The organism is Pseudomonas sp. CF161 (genome assembly GCF_000416215.1).
In the GTDB taxonomy this organism is placed as follows: domain Bacteria; phylum Pseudomonadota; class Gammaproteobacteria; order Pseudomonadales; family Pseudomonadaceae; genus Aquipseudomonas.
In genome coordinates, this window is record NZ_ATLP01000117.1 from 35,768 (window position 1) to 53,189 (window position 17,422).

Annotated in this window: 15 protein-coding genes; 8 read left to right on the plus strand and 7 right to left on the minus strand. The window is 60.5% G+C overall.

Going from position 1 to position 17,422, the window contains the following annotated elements:
• Nucleotides 1–264: 264 nt before the first annotated feature.
• Together dnaK and grpE are read right to left on the minus strand one after the other, a co-directional pair.
• A complete protein-coding gene (gene dnaK / locus CF161_RS27625; protein WP_020299926.1) occupies nucleotides 265–2,181 on the minus strand; it encodes a molecular chaperone DnaK in 1,917 nt (638 codons plus the stop codon).
• Between the two features lie 102 nt (nucleotides 2,182–2,283).
• On the minus strand, nucleotides 2,284–2,850 hold the full coding sequence (gene grpE, locus CF161_RS27630; protein WP_020299927.1) for a nucleotide exchange factor GrpE: 567 nt from the start codon (nucleotides 2,848–2,850) through the stop codon (nucleotides 2,284–2,286).
• Between the two features lie 251 nt (nucleotides 2,851–3,101).
• On the opposite strand from grpE, the gene recN reads away from it, so the two are divergent.
• Complete coding sequence (gene recN / locus CF161_RS27635; protein ID WP_020299928.1) at nucleotides 3,102–4,775, plus strand: DNA repair protein RecN; 1,674 nt, start codon at nucleotides 3,102–3,104, stop codon at nucleotides 4,773–4,775.
• Between the two features lie 86 nt (nucleotides 4,776–4,861).
• Here the strand turns inward: recN and fur are convergent, their stop codons facing one another.
• Nucleotides 4,862–5,269, minus strand: a complete 408-nt coding sequence (gene fur, locus CF161_RS27640; RefSeq protein WP_020299929.1) for a ferric iron uptake transcriptional regulator — start codon at nucleotides 5,267–5,269, stop codon at nucleotides 4,862–4,864.
• Between the two features lie 98 nt (nucleotides 5,270–5,367).
• On the opposite strand from fur, the gene CF161_RS27645 reads away from it, so the two are divergent.
• On the plus strand, nucleotides 5,368–5,895 hold the full coding sequence (locus CF161_RS27645) for an outer membrane protein assembly factor BamE (protein WP_020299930.1): 528 nt from the start codon (nucleotides 5,368–5,370) through the stop codon (nucleotides 5,893–5,895).
• A 66-nt stretch (nucleotides 5,896–5,961) separates the two neighbouring features.
• Here CF161_RS27645 and CF161_RS27650 read toward each other — a convergent pair whose 3' ends face one another.
• From CF161_RS27650 to CF161_RS27660, 3 genes are read right to left on the minus strand one after another with little or no spacing between them, the layout of a single operon-like run.
• Nucleotides 5,962–6,273 carry an RnfH family protein gene (locus CF161_RS27650; RefSeq protein ID WP_020299931.1) on the minus strand — a complete coding sequence of 104 codons (312 nt, stop codon included), beginning with the start codon at nucleotides 6,271–6,273 and terminating at the stop codon, nucleotides 5,962–5,964.
• Nucleotides 6,266–6,700, minus strand: coding sequence for a type II toxin-antitoxin system RatA family toxin (locus CF161_RS27655; protein WP_020299932.1), 435 nt, complete (start codon nucleotides 6,698–6,700; stop codon nucleotides 6,266–6,268). The genes CF161_RS27650 and CF161_RS27655 overlap by 8 nt, the downstream gene beginning before the upstream one ends.
• A gap of 7 nt (nucleotides 6,701–6,707) precedes the next feature.
• A complete protein-coding gene (locus tag CF161_RS27660) occupies nucleotides 6,708–8,111 on the minus strand; it encodes a sodium-dependent transporter (RefSeq protein ID WP_043230570.1) in 1,404 nt (467 codons plus the stop codon).
• A 118-nt stretch (nucleotides 8,112–8,229) separates the two neighbouring features.
• On the opposite strand from CF161_RS27660, the gene smpB reads away from it, so the two are divergent.
• A complete protein-coding gene (gene smpB, locus CF161_RS27665; RefSeq protein ID WP_020299934.1) occupies nucleotides 8,230–8,712 on the plus strand; it encodes an SsrA-binding protein SmpB in 483 nt (160 codons plus the stop codon).
• A 70-nt stretch (nucleotides 8,713–8,782) separates the two neighbouring features.
• Here the strand turns inward: smpB and CF161_RS27670 are convergent, their stop codons facing one another.
• The gene (locus CF161_RS27670; protein ID WP_020299935.1) at nucleotides 8,783–9,550 is read right to left on the minus strand and encodes an FCD domain-containing protein; all 768 of its coding nucleotides are present in this window, start codon (nucleotides 9,548–9,550) and stop codon (nucleotides 8,783–8,785) included.
• A 260-nt stretch (nucleotides 9,551–9,810) separates the two neighbouring features.
• Here CF161_RS27670 and CF161_RS27675 point away from each other — a divergent pair, with 260 nt between their 5' ends.
• The 5 genes from CF161_RS27675 (at nucleotide 9,811) to CF161_RS27695 (ending at nucleotide 17,407) form a co-directional block, all read left to right on the plus strand.
• Nucleotides 9,811–11,505 carry a lactate permease LctP family transporter gene (locus CF161_RS27675; RefSeq protein WP_020299936.1) on the plus strand — a complete coding sequence of 565 codons (1,695 nt, stop codon included), beginning with the start codon at nucleotides 9,811–9,813 and terminating at the stop codon, nucleotides 11,503–11,505.
• A gap of 148 nt (nucleotides 11,506–11,653) precedes the next feature.
• On the plus strand, nucleotides 11,654–12,478 hold the full coding sequence (locus CF161_RS27680) for a (Fe-S)-binding protein (RefSeq protein ID WP_020299937.1): 825 nt from the start codon (nucleotides 11,654–11,656) through the stop codon (nucleotides 12,476–12,478).
• Entirely contained in the window at nucleotides 12,475–13,932 is a 1,458-nt protein-coding gene (locus CF161_RS27685) for a LutB/LldF family L-lactate oxidation iron-sulfur protein (RefSeq protein WP_020299938.1), read from the plus strand. Before CF161_RS27680 ends, CF161_RS27685 begins: the two co-directional genes overlap by 4 nt.
• Nucleotides 13,929–14,600, plus strand: coding sequence for a lactate utilization protein (locus CF161_RS27690; protein ID WP_020299939.1), 672 nt, complete (start codon nucleotides 13,929–13,931; stop codon nucleotides 14,598–14,600). The genes CF161_RS27685 and CF161_RS27690 overlap by 4 nt, the downstream gene beginning before the upstream one ends.
• Nucleotides 14,597–17,407, plus strand: a complete 2,811-nt coding sequence (locus CF161_RS27695; protein WP_020299940.1) for an FAD-binding and (Fe-S)-binding domain-containing protein — start codon at nucleotides 14,597–14,599, stop codon at nucleotides 17,405–17,407. Before CF161_RS27690 ends, CF161_RS27695 begins: the two co-directional genes overlap by 4 nt.
• Nucleotides 17,408–17,422: the final 15 nt, after the last annotated feature.

Consider the following 17,422-nt stretch of genomic DNA (forward strand, 5'->3'; position numbering starts at 1 on the left):
AGCCCCAATACAGGCCCGGACCCAACTCACGTCAATTCAACGATCCTGGTCTTTGAAAAAACCAGCCAGCAGTGGCCGGCCATTGCGGTAATCCCGCTCGGAAAGCAGGAGCATTTCCGGCCATACCGCCACCCCCGCGCAACAGGTCACGCCGAGTAAAAAATTTCGCTTGCTCCAGACACGCCAACGCGGGAGCAAGCTCCCGCGCGGCGACATCCTACCAGCCACCGCACAAAGGCAGTCAACCGGCCGACCAACAAGCAGTTACTTGTGGTCTTTTACTTCTTCGAACTCAGCGTCGACTACATCGTCAGCTTTTTCAGCCGACTCGCCTTGCTGAGCCGCGCCTTCTGCAGGCTGGGCCTGTTCGGCGTACATCTTCTGAGCAACCGGAGCCGAGACTTTGGACAGCTCTTCAACCTTGGCGTCGATGGCCGCTTTGTCGTCGCCTTTGACGGCGGCTTCAAGGGCAACCACAGCCGCTTCGATTGCGGTTTTCTCTTCAGCGGTCACTTTGTCGCCGGCATCAGCGATCATTTTGCGAGTCGAGTGAACCAGGGCATCACCTTGGTTACGCGCGCTGGCCAGCTCTTCGAACTTGCGGTCTTCGTCGGCGTTGGTTTCAGCATCGCGAATCATCTGCTGAATCTCTTCCTCGGACAGACCGGAGTTGGCCTTGATCACGATCGACTGAGTCTTGCCGGTGGCCTTGTCTTTGGCGCCTACGTGCAGAATGCCGTTGGCGTCGATGTCGAAGGTCACTTCAATTTGTGGCACGCCACGTGGTGCTGGTGGAATCTCGGCCAGGTCGAACTTGCCCAGGGACTTGTTCTGGGCCGCTTGCTTACGCTCACCCTGCAGCACGTGAATGGTCACAGCGCCCTGGTTGTCGTCGGCAGTCGAGAACACTTGCGATTTCTTGGTAGGAATCGTGGTGTTTTTCTCGATCAGCGCAGTCATCACGCCACCCATGGTTTCGATACCCAGGGTCAGCGGGCTGACGTCGAGCAGCAGAACGTCTTTCACGTCACCGGCCAGTACCGCGCCCTGGATAGCAGCACCCATGGCAACCGCTTCGTCCGGGTTGACGTCTTTACGTGCTTCTTTGCCGAAGAACTCGGTCACCAGCTTCTGTACCAGCGGCATACGGGTCTGACCACCGACCAGGATCACGTCGTTGATCGCGCCAACTTCGATACCCGAGTCTTTCAGAGCGATGCGGCAAGGCTCGATGGTGCGCTGAACCAGGTCTTCAACCAGAGCTTCCAACTTGGCGCGAGAAATCTTCACGTTCAAGTGCTTAGGACCGGTGGCATCTGCAGTGATGTACGGCAGGTTGACGTCGGTCTGCAGGCTCGAGGACAGCTCGATCTTGGCTTTCTCGGCAGCTTCTTTCAGGCGCTGCATGGCCAGCGGGTCACCCTTGAGGTTCATGCCGCTTTCTTTCTTGAATTCGTCGACGAGGTAGTCGATCAGACGAATGTCAAAGTCTTCACCACCCAGGAAGGTGTCACCGTTGGTGGCCAACACTTCAAACTGGTGCTCGCCATCAACTTCGGCAATTTCGATCACCGAAACGTCGAAGGTACCGCCACCCAGGTCATAAACGATCACGGTGTGATCGCCCTTGGCCTTGTCCATGCCGTAAGCCAGAGCGGCCGCGGTTGGTTCGTTGATGATGCGTTTTACGTCCAGGCCAGCAATACGACCGGCGTCTTTGGTGGCTTGACGCTGGCTGTCGTTGAAGTAGGCCGGAACGGTGATCACCGCTTCGGTCACTGGCTCGCCGAGGTAGTCTTCGGCAGTCTTCTTCATCTTTTTCAAGATTTCAGCCGAGATCTGTGGCGGCGACATTTTCTGGCCGTTCACTTCAACCCAGGCGTCGGCGTTGTCAGCCTTGACGATCTTGTAAGGGACCATCTGGATGTCTTTCTGTACCACTTCTTCTTCGAAGCGACGACCGATCAGACGCTTCACCGCGTACAGGGTGTTATGCGGATTGGTCACTGCCTGACGCTTGGCCGACTGACCAACCAGGATTTCGCCATCGTTGGCATACGCAACGATCGACGGCGTGGTACGCGCGCCTTCGGCGTTTTCGATAACTTTAACGTTGCCGTTTTCAAGAATAGAGACGCAGGAGTTGGTAGTCCCCAGGTCGATACCGATAATTTTGCCCATGTTAACTCTCCCGAAACTTTGGATTTTGTTGCCGCAGCGGTGGTGGCCAACTGCGGTAGCACTTAAACGCTTGACTTCTAAATGGGGGCCTTACGGCTGATTTCAAGCCTTTTCATCAATAGAAGGCGAAACCGGAGCCGGAGCCTTGCTGACCACGACCATGGCCGGGCGCAGCAGGCGACCATTGAGCTGATAGCCCTTCTGGAACACCTTGAGCACGCTGTTGGGTTCCATATCGGCGCTTTCCTGCATGGCCATCGCCTGATGATGCTCGGCGTTGAACGGCTCGCCGTGCGGGTCGATGGCTTCCAGCTGATAGCGCTTGAGGGTGTCGTGGAACATCTTCAGGGTCAGCTCGATCCCTTCACGCATAGGACGAATGCTTTCGTCATCCGCGCTGGACAGCTCCAGGCCACGCTCGAGGCTGTCGATTACTGGCAACAGGTCACCAGCAAAGCGCTCCAGCGCGAATTTATGCGCTTTTTCCACGTCCTGCTCGGCACGGCGGCGGACGTTCTGCAGATCGGCGGCAACACGCAAAGCCTGATCCTGAGCGCCGGCCAGCTGCTCTTCGAGCACTTTTACACGAGCCACCAGGTCTTCGCCCGAGGTCTCGGGAGCCTGATTGGCGTCTAGATTTTGCGTATCCAGCGTCTGTTCGTCAGCCATGAAATTCTCCTTTCAATAACGTCCGTGAGCTCAACTCACGCTTCTGCCCCGGTATATGGGGTCGCATTTCTCAGGTTCAAGGGCTCGACCCATGGCAAAACCTTTCAAGACTGGAAACAGACCCGGGTTCGACATTCCTGGTTGCGCTAAAAAAGTTTTCCACCCAAGCAAATCGAGCTAAGGGAGGGCATTGTCAGCCAGAAACAAAACACTGTATAAATAACCAGACCTAAAGCCTGGGAGCGGCCGTCATGCTGGTGCACCTGTCCGTACACAACTACGCCATCGTTGAACATCTCGATCTGGAACTGGATCGCGGGATGAGCGTCATCACGGGCGAAACCGGCGCCGGCAAGTCGATCATGCTCGACGCCCTGGGCTTGACCCTGGGGGATCGCGCCGACAGTGGCGTGGTGCGTCCGGGCGCAGACAAGGCCGACATCCTCGCGACGTTCGACCTTGTGGACATCCCTGAAGCCCGCACCTGGCTGGCCGAACGCGACCTGGACAGCGAGAGCCCGTGCATTTTGCGCCGGGTCATCACGGCCGAGGGCCGCTCGCGCGGCTACATCAATGGCTCGCCCTGCCCGCTGGGAGATCTCAAGGCCCTCGGCGAACTGCTGATCGATATCCACAGCCAGCACGAACATCAGTCGCTGCTGAAAACCGAGACCCATCGGCGCCTGCTCGACGAGTACGCCGGCGCCACCGACCTGTCGCGCCAGGTTCAGCTTGCCGCGCAACGCTGGCGCCAGACGCGTCAGGAGCTTGAACGCCTGTCCAACTCCGGCGACGAGCAACGCGCCCGTCATCAACTGCTCAGCTATCAAATGGAAGAGCTGGAAAACCTGGGCCTGGGCGACAACGAACTGGAACAACTGGAGCAGGAACACAAAAACCTGACCAACGCCGAAACCCTGCTCGGCATTTGCCGACAGGTGGTCGAGCAATGCAGTGAAAGCGATTCCGGCAATGTCCTCAATGCCCTGACCGCCAGCCTCAATCGCCTGTCGAGCGTCGGCAACTCGCCGACCGCCCTGGGCGAAGCCACCAACCTGCTGGCCAGTGCTCAGATCCAGGTCGAGGAAGCCGTAGGCGAGCTGAACCGTTTTCTCGACCACTTCGATGCCGACCCGGCACGCCTGCAACAACTGGAGGAGCGCCTCGACGCCATCTATACCCTGGCCCGCAAGCACCGAATCCAGCCAACCGAGCTGGCAGCCATGCAGCAACAACTGCTGGATGAAATCGAAGCGCTGGACGCCAATGACGAATCCATCGAACGCCTTGGCGACGAGTTGAAGTCATATGCCCGGCATTACCAGGAGAAAGCCAAGGAACTGAGCCGCCTGCGTCAGCAAGCCGCTACCACCCTGGCCAGTGCGGTAGAACAGGAGATCCAGCGCCTGGGCATGCCTGGCGGACGCTTCACCATCGAGCTGCACGCCAACACCAGCGATGAGTTGCTGCCCTACGGCCTGGAACAGGTGGAGTTGCTGGTCAGCGCCAACCCGGGGCAACCGCTCAAGGCGCTGGCCAAGGTCGCATCCGGGGGCGAACTGTCACGTATCAGCCTGGCGATCCAGGTGATCACCGCGCAAACCTCCCGCGTACCGACCCTGGTCTTCGACGAAGTGGATGTGGGTATCGGTGGCCCGACCGCAGAGATCGTTGGCCAATTGTTGCGCCGACTGGGCGAACGAGGCCAGGTACTCACCGTCACCCACTTGCCGCAAGTGGCCGCGCAGGGGCATCAGCATCTATTTGTGCATAAGGTGCGCGGCAGCGATGCCACCCATACGGCTGTCTCCAAACTGGGCAAGACCGAGCGGGTCGAAGAAGTCGCTCGCATGCTGGGCGGCATCGACCTGACTAAAGAGTCGCTGGCCCATGCGAAAAAGATGGTAGTGACCGCAAAAATCTAAGCGTTCGTTACTCGAAAGCCAGAAAGCACGAAGGCGACCCTAGGGTCGCCTTCGTTCGTTTCGCGGACATGGCCCGCGCGACATGCTTACTTTTTCTTGTGGCGTACGTACAGCACCAAGTTGTGATCCACCAACTCGAAGCCATGCTTCTCGACGATCGCCTTTTGCAGTTTTTCGATTTCTTCGTCGAAGAATTCGATCACTTCGCCAGACTCCACGTTGACCATATGGTCGTGGTGGCCGCCGTCGGCCAGTTCGAATACAGCGTGGCCGCCATCAAAATTGTGGCGAACCACAAGGCCTGCAGCTTCGAACTGAGTCAGTACACGGTAAACCGTGGCCAGACCGACATCCTCGCCAGCTTCCATCAGCGCCTTGTAAACATCTTCGGCGCTCATGTGTCGCTGCTCGGCGGAATCGAGCATTTGTAGAATTTTGACCCGTGGCAGAGTCACTTTAAGGCCGGCTTTACGTAGTTCGCTATTTTCAACCATGGTCAGCTTTCTCGCGGATGCTGCTTCGCAGCTTCTCTTAATGCGGGTATGATCGGGGTTTACGTTGTCCCAGCCAAGATAGTGGAAGTCGCCCACCGATGCAAAACACCAAGCTCTTGCTAACCAGTTTCACCTTCGTGGGACTGCTCGCACTCGCCGGTTGTTCATTCCCCGGGGTTTACAAAATCGACATCCAGCAGGGCAATGTCGTCACGCAGGACATGATAGACCAGTTACGCCCGGGAATGACCCGCCGGCAAGTACGGTTTATTATGGGCAACCCTCTGCTGACCGACACGTTCCATGCCGATCGCTGGGATTATTTGTACAGCCTGCAACCAGGGGGCGGTGAGCGCCAACAGGAACGCGTCAGCGTTATCTTCAATGGCAATGACCAACTCGTCAGCCTTTCGGGCGACTTCATGCCGGGCGTAAGCCGCGACGAAGCCCTGCTGGGCAAGGACAGCGGCACCACCGTGACCGCACCGGCCGAGAACACCGAGAAGCCAAAACCGGAGAAACCAGTCAAGCCTGGCTCTCTGCTGGATCAGATCCAGAAAGACGTGGATGGTGTGAAAGCCGTCCCGGTTCCGACACCGGAGCCACTGGACACTTCGCCACAATAAGTTGTGTCGAAATAAAAAAGCCCGGCATGTCCGGGCTTTTTATTGCGTGCTTTCTAGCCAGGAGCGCTAATCCTGCAGACGGGCCTGCGCTGCCTTGGCCGCGCGCAAACGCCTGACCTCTTTCGGATCTGCCAGCAACGGACGATAAATTTCAATCCGCTCACCCGCCTGCAGCAGGTGACGATCAGGATCGGCAATCACTTTGCCAAAAATCCCCACAGGGCAAGACTGCAAATCCAGCTCGGGAAACTGCGCGGCAATGCCGGAAGCCATCAGCCCCGCGCGCAGGGTCGAGCCGGCAGGCACCGAGACCTTGAGCAACACTTGGCGGTCGACGGCGGCATACACCACCTCGATCTCGATTGTTGACTCAAGCATGCAATTGTTTGGCGCGCTGACAGAATGCATCAACCAGCGTATTCGCCGCCTGGTTGAACAAGGGCCCGAGGGTGGCCCGTACCAGCGGCCCGGCATAGTCGAACGACAGGTCCAGGCTGATCTTGCAGGCCTTCTCACCCAACGGCTTGAAAACCCAGACCCCGTGCAACTGATTGAACGGCCCCTCCTCCAGGTTCATCTCGATCGACTGCCCCGGGACCAGAATATTGCGCGTTACAAAATGCTGGCTGAGTCCGCCCTTGGCCACCGCCAGGCTGGCGCGCATATGCTCATCGCTACTTTCCAGCACTTCGGCAGATGAGCACCAGGGCAAGAATTCCGGATAACGCGCCACGTCATTGACCAGCTCATAGAGAAACTGTGCCGGATAAGGCAAAAGGGCCGAGCGTTGAATATGGGTCGTCATGTCAGCGTCATTTCCACAGCTGGGCGGCAAACACTACAAGAATGCCGATGGGCGCTACATAGCGCATCAAAAACAAGGTCAGGGCGAACAACACAGGGCTGCGCATCGACAGTTCATCACGAACCGCATCGCGCCCCATCACCCAGCCAGCAAACACCACGAAACACAAACCACCCAGGGGCAGCATGATCCGCGAGGTGAAGAAGTCGATCACTCCAAAGAGGTCCAGGCCGCTGGCCGCCCCCCACTGGTAGAGATGAAAAACCCCGCCTTCGTTCACGAAAAATTTGGCCTGCTGCCAGATGTTAAAGGAGAAAACCGTCCCCAATCCCACGAACCAACAGCTGAAGGCCAGCCAGAATGTTACCCAGGCGCGGCGGATTTTAGTCCTCTCAACCAGATAAGCCACCATGGGTTCGAGCAAGGAAATCGCCGAACTCCAGGCAGCAATGGCCACCAGGACAAAAAACACTACGCCCATCAACTGGCCGAACGCCACATTACCAAAAGCAAATGGCAGGCTGACGAACATCAACCCCGGGCCCTCGCTGGGGTTGAGCCCGGCGGCAAACACAATCGGAAACAGCGCCAGGCCAGCCACCAGCGACACAAAAGTATCGAGCAGCGCGACGCCCACTACAGTACCGGACAGCGATGCATGCTTCGGCATGTAGGCGCCATAGATCATGATCGAACCAACACCCACGCTCAGGGAAAAGAACGCGTGCCCCATGGCCGGCAGCAACCCGTCGAGTACCTTTTCCGGGTTGAAGTCGAACATGAAGTGCACACCCTGCATGAAATGCCCGGTGGTCATGCTGTAGCCCAGCAGCACCAGGAGCATCACGAATAGCAGCGGCATCATGATCCGCAGGCTGCGCTCCAGCCCCGCGACCACGCCTTTGGCGATCACCAGGGCCGACAGCAGCATAAACAAGCTGTGCCACAGCGTCAGGCGCCAGGGGTCGGCCGTGACCGAAGCGAAGTAGGCACCGACCTGATCAGCCGTCACACCCTGGAAATCACCGCGCCCCATATCAATGATGTAGTCCAGCGACCAACCACCGACCACGCTATAAAAAGAAAGAATCAGCAGCGCCGTGATCATTCCGGCAAAGGCGCCCCAAGACCATTTGGCCGAGTGCCCGGCTTCGGTCGCCAGCACTTTAAGGGCATTGGCCGGGCTTTGTCGGGCGCGGCGGCCGATCAGGGTTTCCGCCAGCATTACCGGGATACCGATCAGCGCAATGCACAGCAGAAACATCAGGACAAAGGCACCGCCACCGTAGACGCCGACCATGTAGGGAAACTTCCAGATACTGCCCAAGCCCACGGCAGAACCCGTCGCGGCGAGTATGAAGACCCAACGGCTAGCCCAGCCGCCGTGGACAGAAACCTTGTCTGACGACATCGTTAACGCGCCCAACCGATAAAAAAAGAGGGCGCATTGTCCGGGATTCACTCATAGGGCTCAAGCACGCAGCTTCACCGTAGCCGACAGCCTTGCAACTCCCTATAATGCCGCCCCTATGGCTAATCAGAAGAAACACCCAACAGGGACCATCGCGCAAAACAAAAAGGCGCGACACGATTACTTCATCGAACATCGGTTCGAGGCTGGTCTGGTCCTGGCCGGCTGGGAAGTAAAAAGTCTGCGGGCGGGCAAGGCGCAACTGGTCGACAGTTACGTGCTGCTCAAGGATGGCGAGGCCTGGCTGCTGGGTAGCCATATCACGCCACTGACCACCGCCAGCACCCACGTCATTGCCGACCCGGTACGCACGCGCAAGCTGCTGCTCAACCAGCGCGAGCTAGCCAAGCTGTTTGCCGCGGTGCAGCAGAAGGGTTACGCGTGTGTCTGCCTGTCGCTGTACTGGAGCAAGCATTTGATCAAATGCGAAATCGCTCTGGGCAAGGGCAAGAAGGAATACGACAAGCGTGACACCGAGCGCGAACGCGACTCCAATCGTGAGCTGCACCGCGCCGTGCGCAACAAGGGCAAGGAAGAGTAAGACCTCGACCTGCACCGCCACCGGCATGCCGGCTCCTGATCCAGGAGCTGGCTGCTGGCGTTTATCCCACCTACATCCCCTTGCGCCGCTCGGCGCGCGCCATGCGCTGCACTTCCTGACGCACTTCCTCCAGCACTTCCTGCACATACAGAATGTGCCGGCTGGAGACTTCCCGCGCCTGTTCCGCACGCCCTTCGATAATCGCCAGATACAAATCACGGTGCTGGCTGATCAGCATGTCGCGGGTTTCCGTGCGCTGCTTGTACATGCCGCCGATGTTGGTCACAACGTTGCGCTTGAGCAGGTCGAACAGCCCGCGAATGGTGTGCAGCAACACCGCGTTATGGCTGGCTTCGGCAATGGCCAGGTGAAACTTGGCATCGGCGGCGCCCTCTTCGACCCGGTTGCTATCGCCTGGCCGGCTGTAACAGTCCTGCAGTTCCTCAAACGCTGCCGTCAGCCGCTCGCGGTCCACCTCGGTGGCGCGCAAGGCCGCGTAATAAGCGCAAGAGGCTTCCAGGGTGTGGCGAAACTCCAACAGATCGCGCTGGGCCTCAGGGTTGCTTTCCAGCAGGTGCAATAGCGGATCGCTGAAGGTCGAGCCGAGGGAATCGACCACATAGTTGCCGCCCCCCTGGCGACTGATCAGCAAGCCCTTGGCCGTCAGTTTCTGGATCGCCTCGCGCAATGACGGACGTGACACGCCAAATTGCTCGGCCAAGGCCCGCTCGGCCGGCAAGCGTTCACCTGACGTCAAAGTGCCCTCAAGGATCATGCCCTCAAGCCGCTCGACAATATCGTCAGACAAACGGCGCTGACGTATCTGATCAAACCCCATAACCCACTCTCCACCATCCCGACCATGTGCCGGGCTCTCTATTCTGGCCTATTGAGGCCGGGCCCACACCTACCAGACGCTGCTCGATTGAACCGATCAGATGCTCGCCACATAGCGCATTCGACAAAAGTTTTAGGGCGGCAAATTGACACATCCCACACAAGGCTTTTACCCTAGCCAACAGTGATTGTAAATTGGTCTTACCAATTTACCGCATCACCTCGAAGTGCCTGACCAACAACAATTAGGGGCCACCCCATATGCAAACCTGGCAACAGCTCTATAGTCCGCTTGGCAGCCTCGGCCTTTCCGCCCTCGCCGCCGTTATCCCGATCGTGTTCTTCTTCCTGGCCCTGGCCGTGTTCCGCCTCAAAGGACACGTCGCCGGGAGCATTACCCTGGCCTTGTCGATTCTGGTGGCGATCTTTGCCTTCCAGATGCCTGTCGACATGGCCCTCGCTGCCGCTGGCTATGGATTTGCCTACGGTCTGTGGCCTATCGCCTGGATCATTGTCGCCGCTGTCTTCTTGTACAAACTGACCGTAAAAAGCGGCCAGTTCGAAGTCATCCGCAGCTCGGTGCTGTCGATCACCGACGACCAACGCCTGCAAGTGCTGCTGATCGGCTTCTGCTTCGGTGCCTTCCTCGAAGGTGCGGCCGGCTTCGGCGCGCCGGTGGCGATCACCGCCGCGCTGCTGGTAGGCCTGGGCTTCAACCCGCTGTACGCCGCCGGCCTGTGCCTGATTGCCAACACCGCGCCCGTGGCCTTCGGTGCGTTGGGGATTCCGATCATCGTCGCCGGCCAGGTGACGGGTATCGACGCGTTCAAGATCGGCGCCATGACCGGTCGCCAGTTGCCGCTGCTGTCGCTGTTCGTGCCGTTCTGGCTGGTGTTCATGATGGACGGCATGCGCGGGGTCAAAGAAACCTGGCCTGCCGCGCTGGTCGCCGGCCTGAGCTTTGCCATCACCCAGTACTTCACTTCGAACTTCATCGGCCCGGAACTGCCGGACATCACCTCGGCCCTGGCCAGCCTGATTTCCCTGACCCTGTTCCTCAAGGTCTGGCAGCCAAAACGCAGCGCGGGCGCACAAATCGCCGGCGCGACCTCGGGTACCGCAGTCACTGCCAGCGCCGGCGGCTTCGGTCTGCCGCGCAGCACCGTGGCCTCGCCTTACAGCCTGGGTGAAATCTTCAAGGCCTGGTCGCCGTTCCTGATCCTCACCGTGCTGGTGACCATCTGGACCCTCAAGCCGTTCAAGGCCATGTTCGCCGCGGGCGGCTCGATGTACAGCTGGGTGTTCAACTTCGCGATTCCGCACCTGGATCAGATGGTGATCAAGGTCGCCCCGATCGTCACCAACCCGACCGCGATTCCGGCGGTGTTCAAGCTCGACCCGATTTCCGCCACCGGCACCGCGATTTTCTTCTCGGCGCTGATCTCGATGCTGGTGCTGAAGATCAATTTCAAAACTGGTCTTACCACTTTGAAAGAGACCTTCTACGAGCTGCGCTGGCCGATTCTGTCGATCGGCATGGTGCTGGCCTTCGCCTTTGTCACCAACTATTCCGGGATGTCCTCGACCATGGCCCTGGTCCTGGCCGGCACCGGCGCGGCCTTCCCGTTCTTCTCGCCGTTCCTCGGCTGGCTCGGTGTGTTCCTGACGGGCTCGGACACCTCGTCCAACGCCCTGTTCAGCTCGCTGCAAGCCACCACCGCGCACCAGATCGGGGTCAATGACACCCTGCTGGTGGCGGCCAACACCAGTGGCGGTGTCACCGGCAAGATGATCTCCCCGCAATCGATCGCCGTGGCCTGCGCCGCGACCGGCCTGGTGGGCAAGGAATCCGACCTGTTCCGCTTTACCCTCAAGCACAGTCTGTTTTTTGCCACTATTGTCGGTCTCATCACCCTGGCCCAGGCTTACTGGTTGACCGGCATGCTGGTGCACTAAGCGCGACACGTAGACGCAAGAACCTGCGCCGGGCCAGCCCCCGGCGCAAGCAATTCACAACCGGGTCTGCAAGGCTGCTGAAAGTTTGCCTCTCTACTATCAGCAGCCTCAGCGGACGGATAACCGGGACCACCCGGAGACACGCCTGATGAGCGAGCTTTTTTACAACGCCGTGCCCAATGCGACCCGCGTCGCACCGCCGCTGGCCGAACCACGCCAGTACCCCAGCGAAAAACCGCAGCAGGTCTATCTGTTCGGAACCTGCGTGGTCGACCTGTTCTATCCCGAGGCCGGGATGGACGCGATTCATCTGCTGGAGCGCGAAGGCATTCGCGTCGAGTACCCGCAAGGACAAAGCTGCTGCGGACAACCGGCCTACACCTCGGGCTACACCGAGCAGGCACGGACCGTGGCGCGCGCGCAACTGGCGCTGTTTGCCGGGGACTATCCGGTAGTGGTGCCGTCCGGCTCCTGCGCCGGGATGTTGCGCGAGCATTACGCCGATTTGTTCAAGGATGAGCCGCAGATGCTGATACAGGTTCAGGCCCTCGCGGCGCGGACCTACGAGCTGGCGGAGTTCCTGCTGTTTGTGTGCAAGGTGCAACTCAAGGACAGCGGCGAGCCGATCAAGGTCGCGCTGCACACCTCGTGTTCGGCGCGCCGGGAAATGAACACCCACCTGCATGGCCGCCAATTGCTGTCGCAGTTGGACAATGTGCAACGGGTCGAACACAGCCATGAAAGCGAATGCTGTGGCTTCGGCGGGACTTTCAGCGTCCGAATGCCAGACATCTCCGGTGCGATGGTGGCGGACAAGACCCGCTCGCTGAAAGAATCCGGCGCGCACAAGGTGCTCAGCGCCGACTGTGGCTGCTTGATGAACATCAACGGCTCGCTGGAGAAACAACAGGCCGCGCTGCGCGGGCAACACCTGGCAAGCTTCCTCTGGCAGCGTACCGGGGGTGGCCAATGAGCACGCCGCAGCTGATACCGACCGTTGCCGTGTCGGAAGATTTTCGCACCCGGGCCCACCAGGCCCTGGGTGATACGCAACTGCGCAATAACTTTCGCAGTGCGATGGATTCATTGATGACCAAGCGTGCGGCGTCGTTCAGCGATGCCCACGAGCGGGAACATCTGCGAGCGCTGGGCAATGCTGTCCGCGCCCGTGCGTTATCCAAGCTGCCAGACCTGCTCGAGCAACTTGAACAGAACCTGACCCGCAACGGTGTGACAGTGCACTGGGCGGAAACGGTGGACGAGGCCAATGGCATCGTCCTCTCGATCATCCGCGCTCACGAGGCGCGGCAAGTGATCAAGGGCAAATCGATGGTCAGCGAAGAGATGGAGATGAACCATGTCCTCGCTGAACAAGGCATTGAATGCCTTGAGTCGGACATGGGCGAATTTATCGTCCAGCTCGACCACGAGAAGCCTTCACACATCATTATGCCGGCGATCCACAAGAACGCCGGTCAGGTCGCGTCCTTGTTCCACGACAAACTTGGCGTGGAGTACACCAAGGACGTTGACCAACTCATTCAGATCGGTCGCAAGGTCTTGCGGCAGAAGTTTTTCGAAGCGGACATCGGCGTCTCCGGCGTCAACTTCGCGGTGGCCGAGACCGGCACCCTGCTGCTGGTGGAAAACGAAGGCAACGGGCGCATGTCGACCACCGTGCCGCCGGTGCACATTGCCGTCACCGGCATCGAAAAAGTCGTCGAAAACCTGCGCGACGTGGTGCCGCTGCTGTCGCTGCTGACCCGTTCGGCCCTCGGCCAGCCCATTACTACCTACGTCAATATGATCTCCGGGCCACGCCAGGCGCACGAGCTCGACGGCCCGCAGGAAGTGCACCTGGTGCTGCTGGACAACGGCCGCAGCCAGGCGTTTGCAGACAGCGAGCTGCGCCAGACCCTGAACTGCATCCGCTGCGGCGCCTGCATGAACCACTGCCCGGTCTACACCCGCATCGGCGGCCACGCCTACGGTGAGGTCTACCCCGGTCCGATCGGTAAAATCATCACCCCGCACATGGTCGGCCTGGCCAAGGTTCCGGATCACCCCAGCGCCTCGTCGCTGTGTGGCGCCTGCGGTGAAGTGTGCCCGGTGAAGATCCCGATCCCGGCGCTGCTGCGGCGCCTGCGCGAAGAAAACGTCAAGGCCCCGGACAGCCATCATCAGGTGATGCGCGGCCAGGGCAGCAAGTACTCGCGCAAGGAACGCTTCATCTGGAACGCCTGGGCCCGGCTCAACAGCTCGCCCACGCTCTATCGGCTGTTTCTCCTGGCCGCCACTCGCCTGCGTGGGCTGACGCCAAGCAATGTCGGGCCCTGGACGCAAAACCACAGCGCGCCGAAACCTGCCGCCCGCTCCCTGCATGACCTGGCCCGTGAGCACCTGGCCAAACAGGAGGACCGTCGATGAGCGCCAAACAGAACATCCTCGCCAAGCTGCGCCACAGCCTGACCGGCACCACCCCGGTGGCGGACAACTTCGACGAAGCGCTGGTGACCGAGCCCTACACCTACAGCCCGGAACAACGCATCCCGCAGCTGCGCAAACTGATGGAAGCGGTGCACACCGAAATCCACCTCAGCACCGGTACCGATTGGCCCGAGCTGCTGGCCCGGTTGCTCCAGGACCGGCAATTGCCCAGCTTGTTGATCGCCCCCACCACGGCCCACGGCCAGCGTGTCACCGCGTACTGGGCGGAGCACTCGGATCTGCCGACTCTCAAGGCCTACGACCGGCCGGTGGAGGAGTGGAAAGCCGAGTTGTTCAACGACACCCCGGCCAGCCTCACCACCACCCTGGGCGCAATTGCCGCCACCGGCAGCCTGATCCTGTGGCCGACCCGGGAAGAACCGCGGCTGATGAGCCTGGTGCCGCCGGTGCATTTTGCCCTGCTCAAGGCCAGTGAAATTCGCGACAACTTTTATCAGGTCCAGCAGCAGATGAACTGGGCTGCCGGCATGCCGACCAATGCCCTGCTGGTGTCCGGCCCGTCGAAGACTGCCGACATCGAGCAAGTCCTGGCGTACGGCGCCCACGGCCCGAAAGACCTGGTGGTACTGATCCTGGAGGACCAATGAGCCTACCGGCCGCTTTCCTGCGTGATGCTCAGCAACTGATTCCCCAGGAGCGCCGTTTCGACGACCCGCTCTCGACCCTGGCCTTTGGCACCGACGCCAGCTTTTATCGGCTGATCCCCAAGCTGGTGATCCGCGTCGAGTCCGAAGACGAAGTGGTCGCCCTGCTCGAACTGGCCCAGCGCGACCGTGTGCCGGTGACCTTCCGCGCCGCCGGCACCAGCCTTTCGGGGCAGGCCATCAGCGACTCGGTATTGATCGTGCTGGGGGATAACTGGAACGCGAAAGAGATCCGCGGGCAAGGCATGCAGATCCGCCTGCAACCGGGGGTGATCGGGGCCCAGGCCAATGCCTGGCTGGCACCGTTCGGACGCAAGATCGGCCCCGACCCGGCCTCGATCAATGCCTGCAAGATCGGCGGTATCGTCGCCAACAACGCCAGCGGTATGTGCTGCGGCACCGCGCAAAACACCTATCACACCCTGGCCGGGATCCGCCTGGTGCTGGCCGACGGCAGCCGCCTCGACACCGAAGACGCCAACAGCGTGGCCGCCTTCCGCAGCAGCCACGGCGAACTGCTGGAGCGCCTGGCAACCCTGGGCCGCGAGACCCGGGCCAATGCCGAGCTGGCAGCCAAGATCCGCCATAAATACCGCCTGAAAAACACCACCGGCCTGTCGCTCAATGCCCTGGTGGATTACGACGAGCCTGTGGATATCTTGAGCCATCTGATGGTGGGCTCCGAAGGCACCCTGGGCTTTATCAGCGCAGTGACCTACGACACGGTGATCGACCACCCGAACAAGGCGTCGGCGCTGATCGTGTTCCCCGATGTGGAAACCTGCTGCAACGCCGTGACCGTGCTCAAAAGCCAACCGGTCTCGGCCGTGGAACTGCTGGACCGCCGCAGCCTGCGTTCGGTGCAGGACAAACCCGGGATGCCGGCCTTCGTCCAGCAACTGTCGGCCGGTGCCTGCGCGCTGTTGATCGAGTCCCGCGCCGCGTCGTCGTCGCTGCTGCACGAACAACTGGCGCAGATCATGAATTCCCTGGCCGCCTTCCCGGTGGAAAAGCAGGTGGACTTCACCGAAGACCCGCAGGAAAACGCCAAGCTCTGGGCAATCCGCAAGGACACCTTCCCCGCCGTGGGCGCGGTGCGTAAAACCGGGACCACGGTCATCATCGAAGACGTGACCTTCCCGGTCGAACAGCTGGCGATCGGCGTCAACCGCCTGATCGAGCTGTTCGACAAACACCATTACGACGAGGCGATCCTGTTTGGCCATGCCTTGGAGGGCAACCTGCACTTCGTCTTCACCCAGGGCTTCAACAGTGCCGAAGAAGTGGCGCGTTACCAGGCGTTCATGGACGACGTGGCGCAGTTGGTGGCGGTGGAGTTCGGAGGTTCGCTCAAGGCCGAACACGGCACCGGGCGCAACATGGCGCCCTTTGTCGAGCTGGAATGGGGCAGCGACGCCTACCAGTTGATGTGGCAACTCAAGCGTCTGCTCGACCCCAACGGCATCCTCAACCCGGACGTGGTGCTCAGCGATGACCCGCAAATCCACCTCAAGCACCTCAAGCCGCTGCCGGCGGCGGACGAGATTGTGGATAAGTGCATCGAGTGCGGGTTCTGCGAACCGGTGTGCCCGTCCAAGGGGCTGACCTTGAGTCCACGCCAGCGCATCGTCATCTGGCGCGATATCCAGGCGAAAAAACGTGCCGGCGTCGACACCCGCGAGCTGGAAGAGGCCTATCAGTACCAGGGCATCGACACCTGCGCCGCGACGGGCCTGTGTGCGCAACGCTGTCCGGTGGGCATCAACACCGGGGAGCTGGTGAAGCAACTGCGCAGCCGCAACGCCACCCACGGCAAGACCGCCGACTGGCTGGGCAATCACTTCGCGACCACCTTGCAGGGCGCGCGCTTTACCCTGCACGTGGCCAACGGCGCGCGCATGCTGCTGGGGGCTCCGCGCCTGGCCAGGCTGTCGGCGTCCTTGAGCAAGCTGTCCAAGGGACAGGTCCCGCAATGGACCAGCGCCATGCCGCAACCGGAAAAAGCCATCCGTTTCAGCCCCAGCGTCAGCGATCAACGCCCGCGGGTGGTGTACCTGGCGGCGTGCGTGTCGCGGGTAATGGGCCCGGCAGCGGGCGACAAGGAGCAGATGTCGCTCTACGACAAGACCCGGGGTCTGCTGGAAAAAGCCGGCTTCCAGGTGGTGATCCCCGACAACCCGGACAGCCTCTGCTGTGGCCAGCCGTTCGCCTCCAAAGGCTATGCGGAGCAGGCCGAACACAAGCGCCAGGAATTGATCGGCGCCCTGCTCCACGCCAGCCGTGGCGGCCTCGACCCGATCTACTGCGACACCAGCCCGTGCACCCTGCGCCTGGTACAGGACCTGGGCGACGTGCGCCTGGACCTCTATGACCCGGTGCGTTTCATCCGCACCCACCTGATGGACCGGCTGGAATTCACCCCCCAGGAAGCGCCTATCGCAGTGCATGTCACCTGCAGCACCCAGCACCTGGGAGAAAGCCAGGCCCTGATCGACCTCGCCCGGCGCTGCAGCAGCAACGTGGTGATTCCAGAGGGTATCCACTGCTGTGGTTTCGCCGGCGACAAGGGCTTCACCACCCCCGAACTCAATGCCCACTCACTGCGCAGCCTCAAGGACGCGGTGCAGTATTGCAGCGAAGGGATCTCCACCAGCCGCACCTGTGAAATCGGCCTCAGCCAGCATGGCGGCATCGACTATCACGGGCTGGTGTACCTGGTGGACAGGGTGACCCGGGCCAAGGTGGCCTGAGGCATCAACCTGACT

Coding starts and splice junctions, on each gene's coding strand:
- dnaK (WP_020299926.1), bottom strand. CDS start 2,181: ATGGGCAAAATTATCGGTATCGACCTGGGGACTACCAACTCCTGCGTC.
- grpE (WP_020299927.1), bottom strand. CDS start 2,850: ATGGCTGACGAACAGACGCTGGATACGCAAAATCTAGACGCCAATCAG.
- recN (WP_020299928.1), top strand. CDS start 3,102: ATGCTGGTGCACCTGTCCGTACACAACTACGCCATCGTTGAACATCTC.
- fur (WP_020299929.1), bottom strand. CDS start 5,269: ATGGTTGAAAATAGCGAACTACGTAAAGCCGGCCTTAAAGTGACTCTG.
- CF161_RS27645 (WP_020299930.1), top strand. CDS start 5,368: ATGCAAAACACCAAGCTCTTGCTAACCAGTTTCACCTTCGTGGGACTG.
- CF161_RS27650 (WP_020299931.1), bottom strand. CDS start 6,273: ATGCTTGAGTCAACAATCGAGATCGAGGTGGTGTATGCCGCCGTCGAC.
- CF161_RS27655 (WP_020299932.1), bottom strand. CDS start 6,700: ATGACGACCCATATTCAACGCTCGGCCCTTTTGCCTTATCCGGCACAG.
- CF161_RS27660 (WP_043230570.1), bottom strand. CDS start 8,111: ATGTCGTCAGACAAGGTTTCTGTCCACGGCGGCTGGGCTAGCCGTTGG.
- smpB (WP_020299934.1), top strand. CDS start 8,230: ATGGCTAATCAGAAGAAACACCCAACAGGGACCATCGCGCAAAACAAA.
- CF161_RS27670 (WP_020299935.1), bottom strand. CDS start 9,550: ATGGGGTTTGATCAGATACGTCAGCGCCGTTTGTCTGACGATATTGTC.
- CF161_RS27675 (WP_020299936.1), top strand. CDS start 9,811: ATGCAAACCTGGCAACAGCTCTATAGTCCGCTTGGCAGCCTCGGCCTT.
- CF161_RS27680 (WP_020299937.1), top strand. CDS start 11,654: ATGAGCGAGCTTTTTTACAACGCCGTGCCCAATGCGACCCGCGTCGCA.
- CF161_RS27685 (WP_020299938.1), top strand. CDS start 12,475: ATGAGCACGCCGCAGCTGATACCGACCGTTGCCGTGTCGGAAGATTTT.
- CF161_RS27690 (WP_020299939.1), top strand. CDS start 13,929: ATGAGCGCCAAACAGAACATCCTCGCCAAGCTGCGCCACAGCCTGACC.
- CF161_RS27695 (WP_020299940.1), top strand. CDS start 14,597: ATGAGCCTACCGGCCGCTTTCCTGCGTGATGCTCAGCAACTGATTCCC.